Annotated in this window: 18 protein-coding genes and 1 riboswitch; of the genes, 6 read left to right on the top strand and 12 right to left on the bottom strand. The window is 68.4% G+C overall.

All coding sequences use genetic code 11. The features are described 5' to 3' along the window. The first annotated feature begins 92 nt into the window (after window positions 1-92). Window positions 93-184: riboswitch (glycine riboswitch) on the top strand. Window positions 185-333: 149 nt separating this feature from the next. The 6 genes from gcvT (at window position 334) to GVN21_RS11260 (ending at window position 6,110) form a co-directional block, all read left to right on the top strand. Next, window positions 334-1,443, top strand: coding sequence for a glycine cleavage system aminomethyltransferase GcvT (gene gcvT, locus GVN21_RS11235; RefSeq protein ID WP_166574836.1), 1,110 nt, complete (start codon window positions 334-336; stop codon window positions 1,441-1,443). 12 nt (window positions 1,444-1,455) lie between these two features. Beyond that, the gene (gcvH, locus tag GVN21_RS11240; protein ID WP_166574837.1) at window positions 1,456-1,821 is read left to right on the top strand and encodes a glycine cleavage system protein GcvH; all 366 of its coding nucleotides are present in this window, start codon (window positions 1,456-1,458) and stop codon (window positions 1,819-1,821) included. A 5-nt stretch (window positions 1,822-1,826) separates the two neighbouring features. Next, window positions 1,827-2,351 carry a hypothetical protein gene (locus GVN21_RS11245; RefSeq protein ID WP_166574838.1) on the top strand — a complete coding sequence of 175 codons (525 nt, stop codon included), beginning with the start codon at window positions 1,827-1,829 and terminating at the stop codon, window positions 2,349-2,351. Then, window positions 2,352-3,695, top strand: a complete 1,344-nt coding sequence (gene gcvPA / locus GVN21_RS11250) for an aminomethyl-transferring glycine dehydrogenase subunit GcvPA (RefSeq protein WP_166574839.1) — start codon at window positions 2,352-2,354, stop codon at window positions 3,693-3,695. Next, entirely contained in the window at window positions 3,692-5,263 is a 1,572-nt protein-coding gene (gene gcvPB, locus GVN21_RS11255; RefSeq protein WP_166574840.1) for an aminomethyl-transferring glycine dehydrogenase subunit GcvPB, read from the top strand. The genes gcvPA and gcvPB overlap by 4 nt, the downstream gene beginning before the upstream one ends. A gap of 442 nt (window positions 5,264-5,705) precedes the next feature. Continuing rightward, window positions 5,706-6,110, top strand: a complete 405-nt coding sequence (locus GVN21_RS11260) for a hypothetical protein (protein ID WP_166574841.1) — start codon at window positions 5,706-5,708, stop codon at window positions 6,108-6,110. Here GVN21_RS11260 and GVN21_RS11265 read toward each other — a convergent pair. From GVN21_RS11265 to GVN21_RS11320, 12 genes are all read right to left on the bottom strand, one after another. Continuing rightward, complete coding sequence (locus GVN21_RS11265; protein ID WP_166574842.1) at window positions 6,107-6,664, bottom strand: hypothetical protein; 558 nt, start codon at window positions 6,662-6,664, stop codon at window positions 6,107-6,109. The genes GVN21_RS11260 and GVN21_RS11265 overlap by 4 nt on opposite strands. A 23-nt stretch (window positions 6,665-6,687) precedes the next feature. After that, a complete protein-coding gene (locus GVN21_RS11270; RefSeq protein WP_166574843.1) occupies window positions 6,688-7,200 on the bottom strand; it encodes a hypothetical protein in 513 nt (170 codons plus the stop codon). 68 nt (window positions 7,201-7,268) lie between these two features. Beyond that, window positions 7,269-7,775 carry an ATP F0F1 synthase subunit B gene (locus tag GVN21_RS11275; RefSeq protein WP_166574844.1) on the bottom strand — a complete coding sequence of 169 codons (507 nt, stop codon included), beginning with the start codon at window positions 7,773-7,775 and terminating at the stop codon, window positions 7,269-7,271. Between the two features lie 4 nt (window positions 7,776-7,779). Further along, on the bottom strand, window positions 7,780-8,346 hold the full coding sequence (locus GVN21_RS11280) for a hypothetical protein (RefSeq protein WP_166574845.1): 567 nt from the start codon (window positions 8,344-8,346) through the stop codon (window positions 7,780-7,782). Window positions 8,347-8,410: 64 nt separating this feature from the next. Continuing rightward, on the bottom strand, window positions 8,411-8,635 hold the full coding sequence (locus GVN21_RS11285; protein WP_166574846.1) for a F0F1 ATP synthase subunit C: 225 nt from the start codon (window positions 8,633-8,635) through the stop codon (window positions 8,411-8,413). Between the two features lie 57 nt (window positions 8,636-8,692). Next, entirely contained in the window at window positions 8,693-9,484 is a 792-nt protein-coding gene (locus GVN21_RS11290) for a F0F1 ATP synthase subunit A (RefSeq protein WP_166574847.1), read from the bottom strand. 14 nt (window positions 9,485-9,498) lie between these two features. Then, a complete protein-coding gene (locus GVN21_RS11295) occupies window positions 9,499-9,858 on the bottom strand; it encodes an AtpZ/AtpI family protein (RefSeq protein ID WP_166574848.1) in 360 nt (119 codons plus the stop codon). Between the two features lie 148 nt (window positions 9,859-10,006). After that, window positions 10,007-10,990 (bottom strand): nitronate monooxygenase family protein, encoded by a 984-nt coding sequence (locus GVN21_RS11300; RefSeq protein WP_166574849.1) that lies wholly within the window; start codon window positions 10,988-10,990, stop codon window positions 10,007-10,009. Between the two features lie 55 nt (window positions 10,991-11,045). Then, window positions 11,046-11,447 (bottom strand): NUDIX hydrolase, encoded by a 402-nt coding sequence (locus GVN21_RS11305; RefSeq protein WP_166574850.1) that lies wholly within the window; start codon window positions 11,445-11,447, stop codon window positions 11,046-11,048. Next, window positions 11,444-12,466 carry a patatin-like phospholipase family protein gene (locus GVN21_RS11310; RefSeq protein WP_166574851.1) on the bottom strand — a complete coding sequence of 341 codons (1,023 nt, stop codon included), beginning with the start codon at window positions 12,464-12,466 and terminating at the stop codon, window positions 11,444-11,446. The genes GVN21_RS11305 and GVN21_RS11310 overlap by 4 nt, the downstream gene beginning before the upstream one ends. 5 nt (window positions 12,467-12,471) lie before the next feature. Next, window positions 12,472-13,263 (bottom strand): 3-hydroxybutyrate dehydrogenase, encoded by a 792-nt coding sequence (locus GVN21_RS11315; protein ID WP_166574852.1) that lies wholly within the window; start codon window positions 13,261-13,263, stop codon window positions 12,472-12,474. Window positions 13,264-13,364: 101 nt separating this feature from the next. After that, window positions 13,365-14,774, bottom strand: a complete 1,410-nt coding sequence (locus GVN21_RS11320; RefSeq protein ID WP_166574853.1) for an FAD-binding oxidoreductase — start codon at window positions 14,772-14,774, stop codon at window positions 13,365-13,367. Window positions 14,775-14,810 lie beyond the last annotated feature (36 nt).

The raw sequence follows: 14,810 nt of genomic DNA on the forward strand, positions 1-14,810 counted from the left end.
CGGCTGGAGGTTGGTTAGGGGGCAGATCGATGCTTCTCCCGCAACGGGTGCGCCTGCGCCTTGACTCCCCTGCCCCACTCCCGCAGGAGAGTCCCCGTCTCGCGGGAGACGTCGGGAGTCGCCTCCCGAGGCCGAAGGCGCAACCGCCCCGGAAACGCTCAGGCAAACGGACCGCGACACACGAGGAACGCTGGAAAGAACCGCCGCAAGCGGTTCGCCGAAGGAGCAAGGCGGCTGTTGAGCTGCTGAAATCTCTCAGGCGCAAGGGACAGCGGGGGCGAAGACGAACCGGCATTCGCCGGGCGTGGACGCATCGACCCCGGAGAGCCCTTGATGAGCGACGACCTCAAGAAGACCCCGCTCTATGACGCTCATGTCGCCGCCGGCGCCCGGATGGTCCCCTTCGCCGGCTATTCGATGCCGGTGCAGTACCCCGAGGGCGTGCTGAAGGAGCATCTGTGGACGCGGGAGCATGCCGGGTTGTTCGATGTCAGCCACATGGGGCAGGCGAAGCTGCGGGGCGTCTCGCCACTGTCGGCGTTCGAAGAAATCACCCCTTCCGACTTCATCGGCCTGGCGCCGGGGAAGCAGCGCTATTCCCTGCTGCTCAACAAGAAGGGCGGGATCATCGACGATCTGATGGCCAGCCGGCCGGATGACGATGGCCTGTTCGTGATCGTCAACGGCGCCTGCAAGGACGGCGACTTCAAGTTCATCGACAATGAGCTGGCACCCCAGGTCACTATCGAGCGGCTGGAAGACCGGGCGCTGCTGGCGCTGCAGGGGCCGGAAGCCGCCGCGGTGATGGCGCAGCATGCGCCGGATGCGCTGACCCTGGTGTTCTCCGAAGCCAAGGCGATGACCGCGTTCGGCCTGCCCTGTTTCGTCTCGCGGTCGGGATACACCGGCGAGGACGGCTATGAGATTTCCATTCCCGGCGAGAGCGCCCAGGCGGTGTGGGACACCCTGCTGGCCGATCCGCGCGTGAAGCCCATCGGGCTGGGCGCCCGCGATTCGCTGCGGCTGGAGGCGGGGCTGCCGCTGTACGGCCACGACATCGACGAGACAACAAGCCCGATCGAGGCCGACCTGGCCTTCGCCGTCAGCAAGAAGCGACGCGATGCGCAAGACTTCCCTGGCGCGGCGCGGATCGCCAAGGAGCTGGCCGAGGGGCCGAGCCGGGTGCGGGTCGGCTTGAAGGTGCTGGAGGGCCCGCCGGCCCGCGAGGGCGCTGAGATCGCCGATGAAGACGGCCATGTGGTTGGCGTGGTCACCAGCGGCGGGTTCGCGCCCAGCCTGGGCCATCCGATCGCCATGGGCTTCGTGCCGCCGGCTCTCAAGGCCGTGGGGACGCGGCTGAAAGTCATTGTCCGGGGCAAGGCGGGGGCGGCCGAGGTGGTCGCCATGCCGTTCGTTCCCAAACGTTACGTTCGCAAGCTTTAGGGAGGAGCTCCGATGCGGTTCACCAAGGATCATGAATGGGTCGTCGTCGAGGACGGCGTCGCCACCGTGGGCATCACCGCCTATGCCGCCGAGCAGCTGGGTGATGTGGTCTTCGTCGAGGTGCCCGAGGTCGGCAAGACCGTCGGCCAGGGCGACAGCTTCGCCGTGGTCGAGAGCGTCAAGGCGGCGTCGGACGTCTATGCCCCGGTGTCGGGCGAGGTGGTCGAGGCCAACACCGGCCTGGGCGATGCGCCGGAGACGGTGAACGCCGCGCCGGAGGCCGGTGGCTGGTTCGCCAAGGTGAAGCTGAGCGATCCCTCACAGGTCGAAGGCCTGATGGACCGGGGCGCCTACGAAGATTACCTGGGGACGCTCTAGACCCCATGCCCTTCGAGATCGGGTTCCGCGCCAGCACCAGGACCGAGGGGCCGATCGGCTTCTCGGGCGGGGTGGCGCGCGCCATGGCGCGGATCGGGGCCCGAAACGATCGTGAGGCGGAAACCGTCACCCTGGGCAGCGGCGAGGTCGTTCAGCTGGTGCTGGACGAGGACTCGGGGATGGCGCTGATCATCGCCGACCGGTTCTCCGAAGAGCTGGTCGCGTTGACCTGGGCCCTGGCGGACGAGACGGCGACCTTCGTCCAGGCCATGGACATGACCGTCGCCACCCAGACGGCGGGCGATCCGCCGGCCGTGCTGATGAACGTGTTTCCGACGGTCTGGCGGCTGGCGTCGCCGGACGAGCTGCACGACCCGCTGCACGCCGCCTTCCTCGACGACGAGGCGGGCGACGCCGAGCTGGCCGCCCATGACCAGGCCCGGGCCCAGCGCCGGGGCTCCGCCCCTTCCGCCCCCTCCCGCAATCTTTTCCAGCGTCTCTCCGACGCCCTGTTCGGCAAGGCTATCTGAATGCGCTATCTCCCGCTTACTCCCGAAGACCGCAAGGTCATGCTGGGCGCCGTCGGCGCCGGCAGTATCGATGCGCTGTTCGTCGATGTGCCCCGGTCGGCCGTGCTCGATGGACCCGTGGACCTGCCCGGGTTCGCCGGCGAGCTGGAGGTCGAGCGGGAGCTGGGCGCCCTGGCGGCCAGGAATGTGGCCGCGGGCAGCGTGCCCTTCTTCTGTGGGGCCGGCGCGTATCGGCACCACGTCCCGGCGACGGTCGATCATGTCATCCAGCGGTCGGAATTCCTGACCAGCTACACGCCCTATCAGCCCGAGATCGCCCAGGGGACCCTGCAGGTCCTGTTCGAGTTCCAGACCCAGGTGGCGGCCCTGACCGGGATGGAGATCGCCAACGCCAGCCTCTACGACGGCTCCACGGCGGCCGGCGAGGCCGTGATGATGGCCAGCCGGGTGACCCGGCGCGGCAAGGCGGTGCTGTCGGGTGGGGTGCATCCGCAGTACGTCCAGACCATCGAGACCCTGGCCCATGCGGCCGGCGTGGCGACGGAGCGCCTGGCGGCGGCTATCGACGCCGAGGACGCGGTGATCGCGGCCATCGACGCCGACACCGCCTGTGTAGTGGTGCAGACGCCTAACGTGTTCGGGACCGCGACGGATGTGTCGAAGATCGCGGCGGCGGCGCAGGCGGCCGGGGCGCTGCTGATCGTGGTGACCACCGAGGCGGTGTCGTTCGGCATGCTGAAGTCGCCGGGCGAGATGGGGGCCGACATCGCCGTGGCCGAGGGCCAGTCGATCGGCAATGCACTGAACTTCGGCGGGCCTTATGTCGGGCTGTTCGCCTGCAAGGAAAAGCTGGTGCGCCAGGCGCCGGGCCGCCTGTGCGGCGAGACGGTGGACGCCGACGGGCGGCGCGGCTTCGTGCTGACCCTGTCGACGCGGGAGCAGCATATCCGGCGCGACAAGGCGACCAGCAACATCTGCACCAACAGCGGCCTCTGCGCCCTGGCCTTCACCATCCATATGTCGCTGCTGGGCGAGGTGGGCCTGCGCAAGCTGGCGGCGCTCAATCACCAGCAGGCGGTGAAGACCAAGATCGCCCTGGCGTCCGTGCCGGGGGTCGAGGTGCTGACGCCCCGATTCTTCAACGAGTTCGCGGTGCGGCTGCCAAAACCCGCCGCCGAGGTGGTCGAGGCGCTGGCCAAGCGCGGCGTCATTGCCGGCGTGCCATACAGCCGCCTGGACCCCGAGGCGGGGCTGGACGACGTGCTGCTAGTCTGCGCCACCGAGACCGTCACCGACGGTGATATCGAAACCTTCAAGACCCAATTGGCCGAGGTGCTGGGATGAGCATGAACAGCGTTGGACGCCCCACCACCCCGCAGGCGGACACCGCCACCGGGGGCTTCGCGTCCCTGACGGGGGCCAAGGGCCTGGTGCAGGACGAGGCCCTGATCTTCGAGATGGGCGGCTGGAACAAGACTGGCGTCGATCTGCCGGACGCCTCGATCCACGCCGATGACCTGGGCGATCTGGTCCGCACCGCGCCGATCGGCCTGCCGGGTCTCTCGGAGCCGGAGACGATGCGCCACTACGTGCGCCTCAGCCAGAAGAACCACGCCATCGACCTGGCCCTCTATCCACTGGGCAGTTGCACGATGAAGCACAACCCGCGCCTCAACGAGAAGATGGCCCGGCTGGCCGGGTTCGCCGACATCCACCCGCTGCAGCCGCAGTCGACCGTGCCCGGCGCCCTGGAGCTGATGGACCGGCTGGCCCACTGGCTGAAGACCCTGACCGGCATGCCGGCTGTAGCCCTGACCCCCAAGGCCGGCGCGCATGGCGAGCTGTGCGGCATCCTGTCGATCAAGGCGGCGCATGAGGCCAAGGGCGACACCGCCCGCAAGGTGGTGCTGGTCCCGACCAGCGCCCACGGCACCAACCCGGCCACCGCCGCCTTCGTCGGCTACAGCGTGCGCGAGATCGCCCAGACCGAAGATGGCCGGGTGGACCTGGCCGACCTGGAGGCCAAGCTCGGCCCCGACGTGGCGGCTATCATGGTCACCAACCCCAACACCTGCGGCCTGTTCGAGCGCGACATCGTCGAGATCGCCCGGCTGACCCATGCGGCGGGCGCGTACTTCTACTGTGACGGGGCCAACTTCAACGCCATCGTCGGGCGAGTGCGGCCGGGCGATCTGGGCGTCGACGCCATGCACATCAACCTGCACAAGACCTTCTCCACCCCGCACGGGGGCGGTGGGCCGGGCGCGGGGCCGGTGGTGCTGAGCGAAGCGCTGGCGGCCTATGCGCCGACGCCGTGGCTGGTGCACGGGCCGGACGGCCTCACGTTGCAGGAAGACGCCATCGGCGAAGCGGCCGGCGCTTTCGGGCGGATGAGCGCCTTCCACGGCCAGATGGGGATGTACGTCCGCGCCTATGCCTACATGCGCAGCCACGGTTCCGATGGCCTGCGGCAGGTGGCCGAGGATGCGGTTCTGAACGCCAACTACGTCAAGGCGCGCCTGAGCGACCTGATGACCCCGGCCTTCCCGGAGGGCCCCTGCATGCACGAGGCGCTGTTCGACGACGCCTGGCTGGAGGGGACGGGCGTCACCACCCTCGACTTCGCCAAGGCGATGATCGACGAGGGCTTCCACCCGATGACCATGTACTTCCCGCTGGTCGTCCACGGGGCCATGCTGATCGAGCCGACCGAGACGGAATCGAAGCAGGAGCTGGACCGGTTCATCGGGGCGCTGCGGGCGCTGGCCGAGGCGGCGAAGGCGGGCGATGCCGACCGATTCAAGGGCGCGCCGCACCTGGCCCCGATGCGGCGGCTGGACGAGACGCTGGCGGCTCGGAAGCCGAGGCTGCGGTGGAAGCCGGAAGCGCCGGCGAGCCTGGCGGCGGAGTAGTCCCCTCCTCCGTCGTCCCGGAAAGCGCGCAGCGCTTATCCGGGACCCAGGGGGTGACTGAGCGCCGGCCGCAACGCCGCGTTTGATAGCGAGATCACGCCCTCCTGGGTCCCGGCTTTGCGCGCTCTGCGCTCCGGCCGGGATGTCGGGGCTTTTGTAGGCAGAAAGTCACGCGGCCCGCGTTACAAACCGCAACCGCGAATTCTGTCTTCGAATTCACATTATCCATGGCCGTGCCGGCGAAAACGGACAAAGCCTTACGCCATCAAGGCTTTGGCACGGCCTCAGCGGATCCTTCACAGAAAATCTAAGTAAACTTCACGATTAAACCTTCGTCACACAGGGTCCGCGCACCTTTTCTTTCCACATTCATAGGCCATATGGCGAAGGACGGGATCGGACAGGCCGAGACCGCGCCTCCAGTCCGCAAAGCCGCTTCGAAATGACCGCCGTCACCCTGAGCCCCGCCGTCCGATCCGCACGCCCCGAGGGGTTCGCGCGACAGCTCGGCAAGATCGGCGCCCTGGCGCTGGGCTGGCTGGTGGTGGTGCTGGGCATCCTGATCGCGCCGCTGCCGGGGCCGATGGGCGTGCCGATCATGACGGTCGGCCTGATCCTGATCCTGCGGGCCAGCTACGGCGCCAAGCGGATGTTCGTCCGCGCTCAGCGGCGCTGGCCCAAGGCGCTCAGCCCCATCCGCCGGCTGCTGAGGCGCGAGCCGCCGATCGCCCAGGTCTTCTGGCAACAGACCCTGCGTCTCGAGCGGCTGGTGACCACCAAGGGCCACCGGGCGCTGGCGCGGATGCGCAAGAGGCTGAAGCCGCGCCGCGTTTGGCGCGCCGCCTAGGTTCGGCCTGCCTCGCGAGCCTCACGGATGGCGCGGCCCAGCAGATAGGCGAAAACATGGTCCTTGAGGGCCGGGTCGGGCAGTTTCAACTCGGCGGTCACCCGATCGATGATCGGAAAAGCCGCGGCGGCCTCGGCCCCGATGTTCTGGCGCATGGCGGCCAGGGCGAACAGCCGCAGGGTCTCACGGTCGGCCTCCGGCAAGCGGCCCCAAGCCTTATCGAGGCTGCCCTTCGCGACCTTGCCCTTCTCGAACAGCACCGCGTCGGCGCCCTTTTCGAGGATCACGGCGCCGAGGATTTCGCCGGCCGTCAGCTCCTCTTCGGGCTTCAGCTTGCAGGTCGTGCGAAGGGCGTTTTCCATGGTCGCATCGACGGCGATCTCGTTGAGGTAGTCGGCGCCCTTGTCACGATAGCCCTGGATCATCGTCGCCCGGTTGGCGTCGGTCAGCGCCCCCCACAGGCAGGCCCCCTGGGGCGCGGCGAAGGCCGGGGCGGCCAGGCTGGTCGCAGCCACGGCCACAACGGCCAGGATCAGGTTACGCATCGGGGACATCGGGCAGGCTCCGTGGGTTCCGGTCAGTCGGACATGAGCTCACGGTAGCCGCGACCGAGGATGAAAGCTATCAGATGCGGCATCTCGGGCGCGGTGGCCTGCATCAGGACGGCGAAGCGCGGCAGGGCGTCGAAATACTTCTCCTCGCCCCGGCCGTCGGCAATGGCGGTGGCGGCCCAGCGGCGCAGCTGATCCTTGTCTTCCTCCGACAGGCTCATCCAGGCCTGTTCAATGGCGAAGGCGCGGCCGGTGCGGCGGGCCCAGTAGCGGCCGGAGGCGGTCTCCAGGGCGCGGGCCAAGACCAGGTCGCGGATCTGGCCATGCTGCATCTGGGGCACCGCGCAGGCGTCGGCCAAGGCCTGGATGCGGTCGGACGGCAGCTGTGTCTTCAGCAGGCCACCGAGGTCACGGTCGTAGGAGGCCAGCAGGGCGTCACGCTCGGCCGCCGGCGTCGCCTCCCACAGGCAGTCGGCGTTGGCGGCCAAGGATGGACCGGCCAGGAGGGTCAGCGCCAGGCCAACGAGAAAAGCGCGCAAGAAAAATGCCCTCCGGCGGGACCGAAGGGCATCTTAGATCGAAGCGCGGCCGGAGCCAGCCTTCGAGATTACTGCAGTCGGCCGGCCAGCTGAGCGATCGCCGCATCGACCGAGGGGTCGGACTTGGCGGCGGCGACGCGGGCAGCCAGCAGGCGCTCGGCGGCCTCGGTCGCCAGTTCAGCAGCGGCGGCCTTCACCTCGGCGGCGGCCTGGGCCTCGGCGTTGGCGATCTTGCGCTCGGCCAGGGCCGTGCGGCGGGCGATGGTCTCTTCCAGCTTGGCCTTGGCCTCGACCGCCAAGCGGGCGGCATCCTCCTCGGCGTTCTTCAACATGGCGGCGGTCTGCTTTTCGGCGTCCTCCCGCTGGGCGCGGATCTCGGCCAGAAGGGCTTCGGCCTCGGCGCGCAGGCGGGCCGCTTCGTCCAGGTCGGCCTGGATGGTGGCCGACTTGGCGTCCAGCGCCTCGGCGACCTTCTTGAAGCCGCCGACGAACAGAACGATGCCGAGGAAGACGACAACGCCCCAGCCGACCCAGTTCTCGGGGCTGCCGAGGAAGGCGATCACGGACTCGGGCATCGGATCAGGCTCCCTTGGCGGCGGTCAGGGCCGCGTTGAGGTCGGCCTGGCTGGGCGCAGCGCCGGTCAGCTTCTCGACGATGGCCGAGGCCGTGTCGGAGGCGATGGTCTGCACGTGGGTCATGGCCGCGTCGCGCGAGGCGCGAATGCGGGTCTCGGCCTCGGCCAGCTTGCCGGCCAGCTTCTCGTCCTCGGCGGCCTGGCGAGCCTGGGCTTCGGCGTTGGCCTTGGCGCGGGCTTCGGCGGCGAGGCGCTGTGCCTTGCCGCGGGCTTCGGCGAGGTCGGCCTGGGCCTTGGCGGCCTGGGCGTTGGCCTCTTCCTGCACCTGGCGGGCCTGGGCCAGCGCGCCGGCGATGGTGCCTTCGCGCTCGTCCAGCACCTTGCGCAGGCGCGGGATGAACACCCGCGACATCATCAGGTAGCCGATGACGAACAGGATCAGCAGCCAGGCGATCTGACCCGCCCAGTGCTCGAACTGGAATTGCGGCAGACCGCCGCCGCCGCCATGGGCGGCTTCGGTGGTCGCGTGGGTTTCACCCGCTGCTGGAGCGTGTGGATCAGGCGTGGCCATATCGGTGTCCCAGGGCGGCGCGCCGCCTCGTCAGAGGCGAGCGCGCCAACACAGTCAGTGGTGCTTAGCCGAACAGGATCAGCATGCCGAGCACGAAGGCCAGGATGCCCAGGGCTTCGGCGAGGGCGGCGCCCACGAACAGGTTGCCGATCTGGCTGGCGGCGGCCGACGGGTTGCGCAGGGCGCCCGACAGGAAGTTGCCGAAGATGGTGCCCACGCCGATACCGGCGCCGATCATGCCCAGGGTCGCGAGGCCCGCGCCGATGAACTTGGCGGCTTCAGAGTCCATGACTGTATTCCTAGTTTAGAAGTTTTGGGTTTCAGGGTGGTTCGGTTTGGGCCGCTTTTAGTGACCGTGACCGAGATTGACCACATCGTTCAGATAGATCGTGGTCAGAACGGCGAAGACGAAGGCCTGCAGGAAGGCGACGAGGAACTCCAGCGCGGTCAGGGCGGTGACCATGCCGAAGGCCAGCGGGCCGATCAGCAGGCCCAGGTAACCCACGGCGCCCGCCGCGGCGGTGGCCACGAAGCCGGCGAACACCTTCAGGGCGACGTGGCCGCCCATCATGTTGCCGAACAGACGCAGCATCAGGGTGACCGGACGCAGCAGGAAGGAGATGAACTCGATCAGGATGATGACCGGCAGCAGCGGCCACGGCACGCCGCTGGGCACGAACAGCTTGAAGAAGCCCAGGCCATGCTTGCCGAAGCCGACGATCAGCACCAGGCCGATGGTCAGCACCGCGAAGGTGGCGGTGACCGCCAGCTGCGAGGTGGCGGTGAACAGGTGGACGACGCCGGGGATGTTCACCAGGCCCAGGAAGTTCATCGCCAGGATCAGCATGAACAGGGTGAAGACGAACGGAGCGTACTTGCGGCCGTCATGGCCGATGATCGAGGTGGTCAGGTTGTCGACCATGCCGAACAGCGTCTCGCCCACCGACTGCAGCCGGCCGGGGACCACCTTGGCGGCGCCGGTGACCATGGCCATGAAGCCCATGACGATCACGAACGCCAGGGTCATGACGAAGTGCGAATTGGTGAAGGCCAGATCGACCGTGCCGAGCACGGGCAGGGTGACGTCAGGAAGATCGACGATCTTCTGGATCTGGAACTGATGCAACGGATCGGCCACGGGCCTCTCGCTCCTTAGTCTTCGTCTTCATCATCGACGATCGACGGGAGCGGGGTGTCGCCCTGCTCCGCCTTCGCCGACGCCATGAGCCGATCGGCGGTCCGCTTCGCCATCCACAGCGAAAGCACGAAACCGCCAAGGACCCCGCCGATCATGCCCCACGGCCTGGTCGGTAAGAACCAGTCCACAATGGCCCCGAGCGCCAAGCCGACGAGCACGCCGCCCAACAGCTCGGCAATGATCCGCCATGCCTGCCCCGCTGCTGCTTCCCCGGCCGCATGGGACGTCGCCCGGGCGGTCCTCGCCTGGAGGGCGGCGGCCCGTTCGTCGAGACGCTTCAGCGCCTCTTCGCGGTTTTCGTCGGCCCTAGGCATGGGAGCGGTCAGCTCTGCAAACGGCCCCGAGAGAACTCCCTCCGGGCCCGGCTTGATCGGCGCGGAACCTATAGACCCTGCTGCGGTGCGTCAAGGCTGGTTGAGGACTATTTAAACCCATGAAAACGTTAGAGTTTTCGACCCTGCGTCAGGCGGTCGCCGGTTCCCGCGCCTTGATCGCCGCGACCCGGCCGATGGCGGCCTCCGCCTCGGCCATGATCCGCCGCACGATCTCGCCCGCGGGCAGGACATCATGGACGCCGCCAGCGCTCTGGCCCATGGCGAAGCAGCTCTTATCGGGGTCGAGGTTCTCGGTCTGGCCGCCGATGCCGCCCATGGCGTTGTTCTGGATGCTGATCCCGGCCTGGATCGGGAAGGGCTGGATGTCGGCCGGGCGCGATTCCCAGTCCTCGACGTAGGGGTTTTTGCGCACGCGCATCGGCTTGCCACTGTAGCAGCGAGTGCGGACGGTGTCCTCGTCGGCCGATTCGAGGATGGTCTGGCGATAGAGATCGCCGGCGTGAGACTCCTGCGAGGCGATAAACCGGGTGCCCATCCAGACCCCGACGGCGCCCAGCGCCAGCGAGGCCGCCAGACCCCGGCCGTCATAGAGGCCGCCGGCGGCGACCACCGGGACCTTCACCGCCTCGACCGCCTGGGCGACCAGCGGCAGGGTGCCGACCAGGCCGGTATGCCCGCCGCCCTCTCCGCCCTGGCAGATCACCGCGTCACAGCCGGCCTGCTCGGCCTTCACCGCATGTTTAACCGCCCCGCAGACGACCATGACCTTGAGGCCGGCCTTCTTCAGCTTCTCCATGATCGGCATCGGCACGCCGAGGCCAGCCACGAAGGCGGAGGCGCCCTCCTGGATGATCACATCGACGCTGTCGGTCAGGCTTTCGGGGCTGGCGGCCAACAGATCGACGCCGAACGGCTTGTCCGTGAGGTTGCGGACCAAGCGCATCTGCTCGCGGATGAAGTCCGGCCCCCGCCCGGCCATGCCGAGCACCCCATAGCCGCCGGCGTTGGACACCGCCGCCACCAGCTCGGCGTAGGAGACCCCGCCCATGCCGGCCAACATGATCGGATGCTCGACCTCGAGGAGGTCGCAAAGGGGGGTGTGGAGGCTCATGGCATTTCGTCCCGACGTCGTTTTTCGCATCAGACGGCGGGTTACGCGGCGGGCGTCAAGGGCGGTAGCGGTCAACGGCCTCGCGGATGACCCGGCGGGTCTCCTCCCACTCGACGGCGGCCAGCGCCTCTTCGAGCGGGAAGAACCGCGCATCCGCCGCATCATCCCCGGCCACGGGCTGGCCGGCTGTCCAGCGGGCGGCGTAGTCGATCATGATGTAGTGGCGGGTGGTCATCACCCCGTCGACCACATCGACGAGGCCGAGGATCTCCGCCTCGACCCCGGTTTCCTCGGCCAACTCACGCAGAGCGCCGGCGTGTAGGGTCTCGCCCCACTCCAGCCGCCCGCCCGGCAGGCTCCACTGGCCCTTGCGGGGCGGGTTGCCGCGCTTGATCAGCAGCACCTCATCGCCGCGCAGGCAGACTACGCCAACGGTTGGGACAGGGCGCTGGGTCATCGGAACGGCTTCTTCAGGTCGAGGCTGGAGGCGATGCCGATCTGCTCGCCGCAGCTCCCCAGCCACTCTGTCGCGGCCGCGCGGCCGCGGTCGCGCAGGTCGGAGAGGAAGCGCCGGTCGGTGTTGAACTTGGAAGCCATGCTCAGGTCGTCGAGTCGTTTGTCGGCGGTGATGGCATGGACCAGCATCCGACGGTAGCGGCCCTTGGCCTCGTCCTTGAGCAGGCCCTCGTCCAGCAGCTTCTGCACAAAGCCGATGGCCCGCAGTTCGGCGACGAGTGAGGCGTTGAAGGTGATCTCGTTCAGCCGGTCGAGAATCTCGGCCGGGGTCTTGGGCACGGCCTCCCGTTCGAAGGGGTTGAGGCTGACGATCAGGATGTCGTCGGGCGTGTCCTCATAGAAGAGCGGCCACAGCGGCGGGTTGGCCAGGTAGCCGCCGTCCCAGTAGGGCTCGCCATCGACCTCCACCGCCTGAAACAGCTGGGGCAGACAGGCCGAGGCCATGACGTGCAGGGAGGTCAGTTCGGTGCGCTTGAACACCCGCGATTCGCTGGTCTTCACCGCCGTGGCCGAGATGAACACCGGCAGAGTGGAGCGCTCGCGGACGGCCTTGAAGTTGACGACCTTCTCCAGGACGTCATGCAGCGGATTGAGGTTGAAGGGGTTGAAGTCATAGGGGCTCATCGAGCCGGCGAACCCCTGCATCCAGTTGAAGGCCGGGGTATTGCGCAGCCAGTCGGGATTGAAGGCGGCGCTCCAGATGCCGAGGTCGCCGAACACGCCGCGGCCGCTGTCGCCGACACCGGACCAGAAGGCCTCCAGTTTGCGTATCGCCCCTGCCCGGCCGCCCTCGGCCAGGCCATCGGCCAGGACCACGGCGTTCATCGCCCCGGCCGAGGCGCCGGTGACCGCGCCGATCTCGATCGTCTCGTCTTCGAGCAGCCGCTCGATCACGCCCCATTCGAAGGCGCCATGCGATCCCCCGCCCTGCAGGGCCAGGCTGATCCGGCGGGGGGCCACGCGGGTCAGCCCGCCGTCCAGCCGCCGTCGATGGAGAGGTGGGCCCCGTTGACCCCCGCCCCGGCAGCGCTGGCCAGGTAGAGCAGCATGCCGCCCAACTGGTCGAAGGTGATGAACTGCTTGCTGGGTTGGGCCGCCAGGATGACGGTGCGGACCACCTCATCCTCGGTCAGGCCGCGGGCCTTGGCCGTGTCCTTGATCTGGCCATCGACCAGGGGGGTGTGGACGTAGCCGGGGCAGATGGCGTTGCAGGTGATGCCCTGCTCGGCGATCTCAAGCGCCACCGTCTTGGTCAGGCCCAGAACGCCATGCTTGGCGGCAACATAGGCGCCCTTGAACGGGCTGGCGACCAGCCCATGAGCAGACGCGATGTTGATGATCCGGCCGTGCTTCTGGGCCTTCATGATCGGCAGGGCGGCGCGGATGGCGTGGAAGTTGGAGGTCAGGTTGATGGCGAGGATCTGGTCCCACTTGGCGACCGGAAACTCATCGATGGGCGAGACGTGCTGGATGCCGGCGTTGTTGACCAGGATGTCGAGGCGGCCGAGCTGGGCGTTGGCGTAGGCGACCATGTCGGCGATCTGCTCGCCGTCGGTCATGTCGGCGCCGTGGTAGAGGACCTTTGCGCCGGTCTCGGCGGCCAGGTCGGAGCGGGTCTTCTCGATGGCGGCCGGATCGCCCAGGCCGTTCAGCACCACATCGACCCCGTTTCGCGCCAGGGCGCCGGCCAGCGCCAGCCCGATGCCGCTGGTCGAGCCGGTGACCACCGCCGCCTGACCCTTGAGCCCGAAATCCATGGATGCGCTCCGACGTTTCTTCTTATGCTGCGGCGCAACATAGACTTTTGCGCCGCATCAGACGAGGGCGTATAATTCATCGAAACGTGAATTACGAGGCGTCAGAAGAGGACGCGAGGATTCATGATGCGCTTGGGATCGAGCGCGGTGCGGATCGCCCGCAGAGCCTCAACCTCGATCGAGCTCTTGTAGCGCAGAGCGTCGGCGGTCTTGGCCGAGCCTAAGCCATGCTCGGCGCTGATCGAGCCGTCGAGCTCGGCGACCAGATCGTGGACAATCCGTGAGCCTTGGTCGCGAAGGGCGTTGTGGGCCTCGTCCGATCCGCCGGCCGGCCGGAGAACGTCGTAGTGGACATTGCCGTCGCCGACGTGACCGAAGGCGACCACCCGGACGCCGGGGCTGAAGGCCTCGACTGCCGGGGTGGCCCGCTCGATAAACTCGGCCATCTTCGAGACCGGGACGGAGACGTCGTGCTTCCAGGCCGCGCCCTCGGCCTTCTGGCCGCCGGACTGGTTCTCGCGCACGGCCCAGAAGGCCTTGGACTGGCTGTCGGTCTGGGCAATGGCGGCGTCCGCGATCAGCCCGTCCTCCAGGGCATGGGCCAGAAGGCGTTCGAGGGCGGCCTCGGCGACGCCGGGCTCGCCGCTGGTGGTCTCGACCAGGACATACCAGGGATGGACGCCCTCCAGCGGCTCGCGCAGGCCGGGGATATTCTTGATCGCATAGCCGACCCCGGCCCGTCCCATCAGTTCAAAGGCCTCGACAGCGCCGCCGGTCTCCTCCTTGGCCCGGGCCAGAAGGGTGATGGCGTCACGGGCGCTGTTCAGGCCGCAGATGGCCGTGCAGACCGAGACCGGCTGTGGGAACAGCTTCAGGCTGGCGGCGGTGATCACCCCCAGGGTGCCCTCGGCGCCGATCAGCAGCTGCTTCAGATCGTAGCCGGTGTTGTCCTTGCGAAGCCGCTTGAGGCCATTCCAGACCTCGCCATTGGGCAGCACCGCCTCCAGCCCCAGGACCAGGTTGCGGGTCGTGCCGAACCGCAGCACCTGGGTGCCCCCGGCGTTGGTCGACGCCACCCCGCCGACCGTGGCCGACCCCTCCGAGGCCAGCCCCAGCGGGAACCGACGGCGAATCCTGGCGGCGGCCTCATGCACGGCGGCCAGCGTCACCCCGGCCTCGGCGACGATCACATCGTCGAAGGCGTCGATGTCGCGGATCGCGTTCATCCGCTCGGTGGAGAGCAGGATCTCCCCCTGCGGGATCTGTCCGGAGACCAGCCCGGTGTTGCCGCCCTGAGGCGTGATCGCAACCCCGACCTCGGCACAGAGACCGACCACGGCGGACACTTCGGCTGTGGTGCGGGGCAACACCAGCAGCGGCGTCGTCCCCTCCCACCGCCCGCGCCATTCGACCAGCTTGGGCGCGAGCCGATCCGGATCCTGGCTCCAACCGCCTTCGCCGAGCACGGCCTTAAGGCGGGAGACGACATCGGCGGGGGCGGGGATGGTCATGGCGGGAGGATACGCTTCCCGTGGCGGCGCGGCCAG

Source organism: Caulobacter sp. SLTY (assembly GCF_009905535.1).
Classification (GTDB): Bacteria; Pseudomonadota; Alphaproteobacteria; order Caulobacterales; family Caulobacteraceae; genus Caulobacter.

Coding starts and splice junctions, on each gene's coding strand:
- GVN21_RS11320 (WP_166574853.1), bottom strand. CDS start 14,774: ATGACCATCCCCGCCCCCGCCGATGTCGTCTCCCGCCTTAAGGCCGTG.
- gcvT (WP_166574836.1), top strand. CDS start 334: ATGAGCGACGACCTCAAGAAGACCCCGCTCTATGACGCTCATGTCGCC.
- GVN21_RS11280 (WP_166574845.1), bottom strand. CDS start 8,346: ATGGCCACGCCTGATCCACACGCTCCAGCAGCGGGTGAAACCCACGCG.
- GVN21_RS11275 (WP_166574844.1), bottom strand. CDS start 7,775: ATGCCCGAGTCCGTGATCGCCTTCCTCGGCAGCCCCGAGAACTGGGTC.
- GVN21_RS11285 (WP_166574846.1), bottom strand. CDS start 8,635: ATGGACTCTGAAGCCGCCAAGTTCATCGGCGCGGGCCTCGCGACCCTG.
- GVN21_RS11260 (WP_166574841.1), top strand. CDS start 5,706: ATGACCGCCGTCACCCTGAGCCCCGCCGTCCGATCCGCACGCCCCGAG.
- GVN21_RS11305 (WP_166574850.1), bottom strand. CDS start 11,447: ATGACCCAGCGCCCTGTCCCAACCGTTGGCGTAGTCTGCCTGCGCGGC.
- GVN21_RS11315 (WP_166574852.1), bottom strand. CDS start 13,263: ATGGATTTCGGGCTCAAGGGTCAGGCGGCGGTGGTCACCGGCTCGACC.
- GVN21_RS11265 (WP_166574842.1), bottom strand. CDS start 6,664: ATGTCCCCGATGCGTAACCTGATCCTGGCCGTTGTGGCCGTGGCTGCG.
- GVN21_RS11245 (WP_166574838.1), top strand. CDS start 1,827: ATGCCCTTCGAGATCGGGTTCCGCGCCAGCACCAGGACCGAGGGGCCG.
- GVN21_RS11295 (WP_166574848.1), bottom strand. CDS start 9,858: ATGCCTAGGGCCGACGAAAACCGCGAAGAGGCGCTGAAGCGTCTCGAC.
- gcvPA (WP_166574839.1), top strand. CDS start 2,352: ATGCGCTATCTCCCGCTTACTCCCGAAGACCGCAAGGTCATGCTGGGC.
- GVN21_RS11300 (WP_166574849.1), bottom strand. CDS start 10,990: ATGAGCCTCCACACCCCCCTTTGCGACCTCCTCGAGGTCGAGCATCCG.
- gcvPB (WP_166574840.1), top strand. CDS start 3,692: ATGAGCATGAACAGCGTTGGACGCCCCACCACCCCGCAGGCGGACACC.
- gcvH (WP_166574837.1), top strand. CDS start 1,456: ATGCGGTTCACCAAGGATCATGAATGGGTCGTCGTCGAGGACGGCGTC.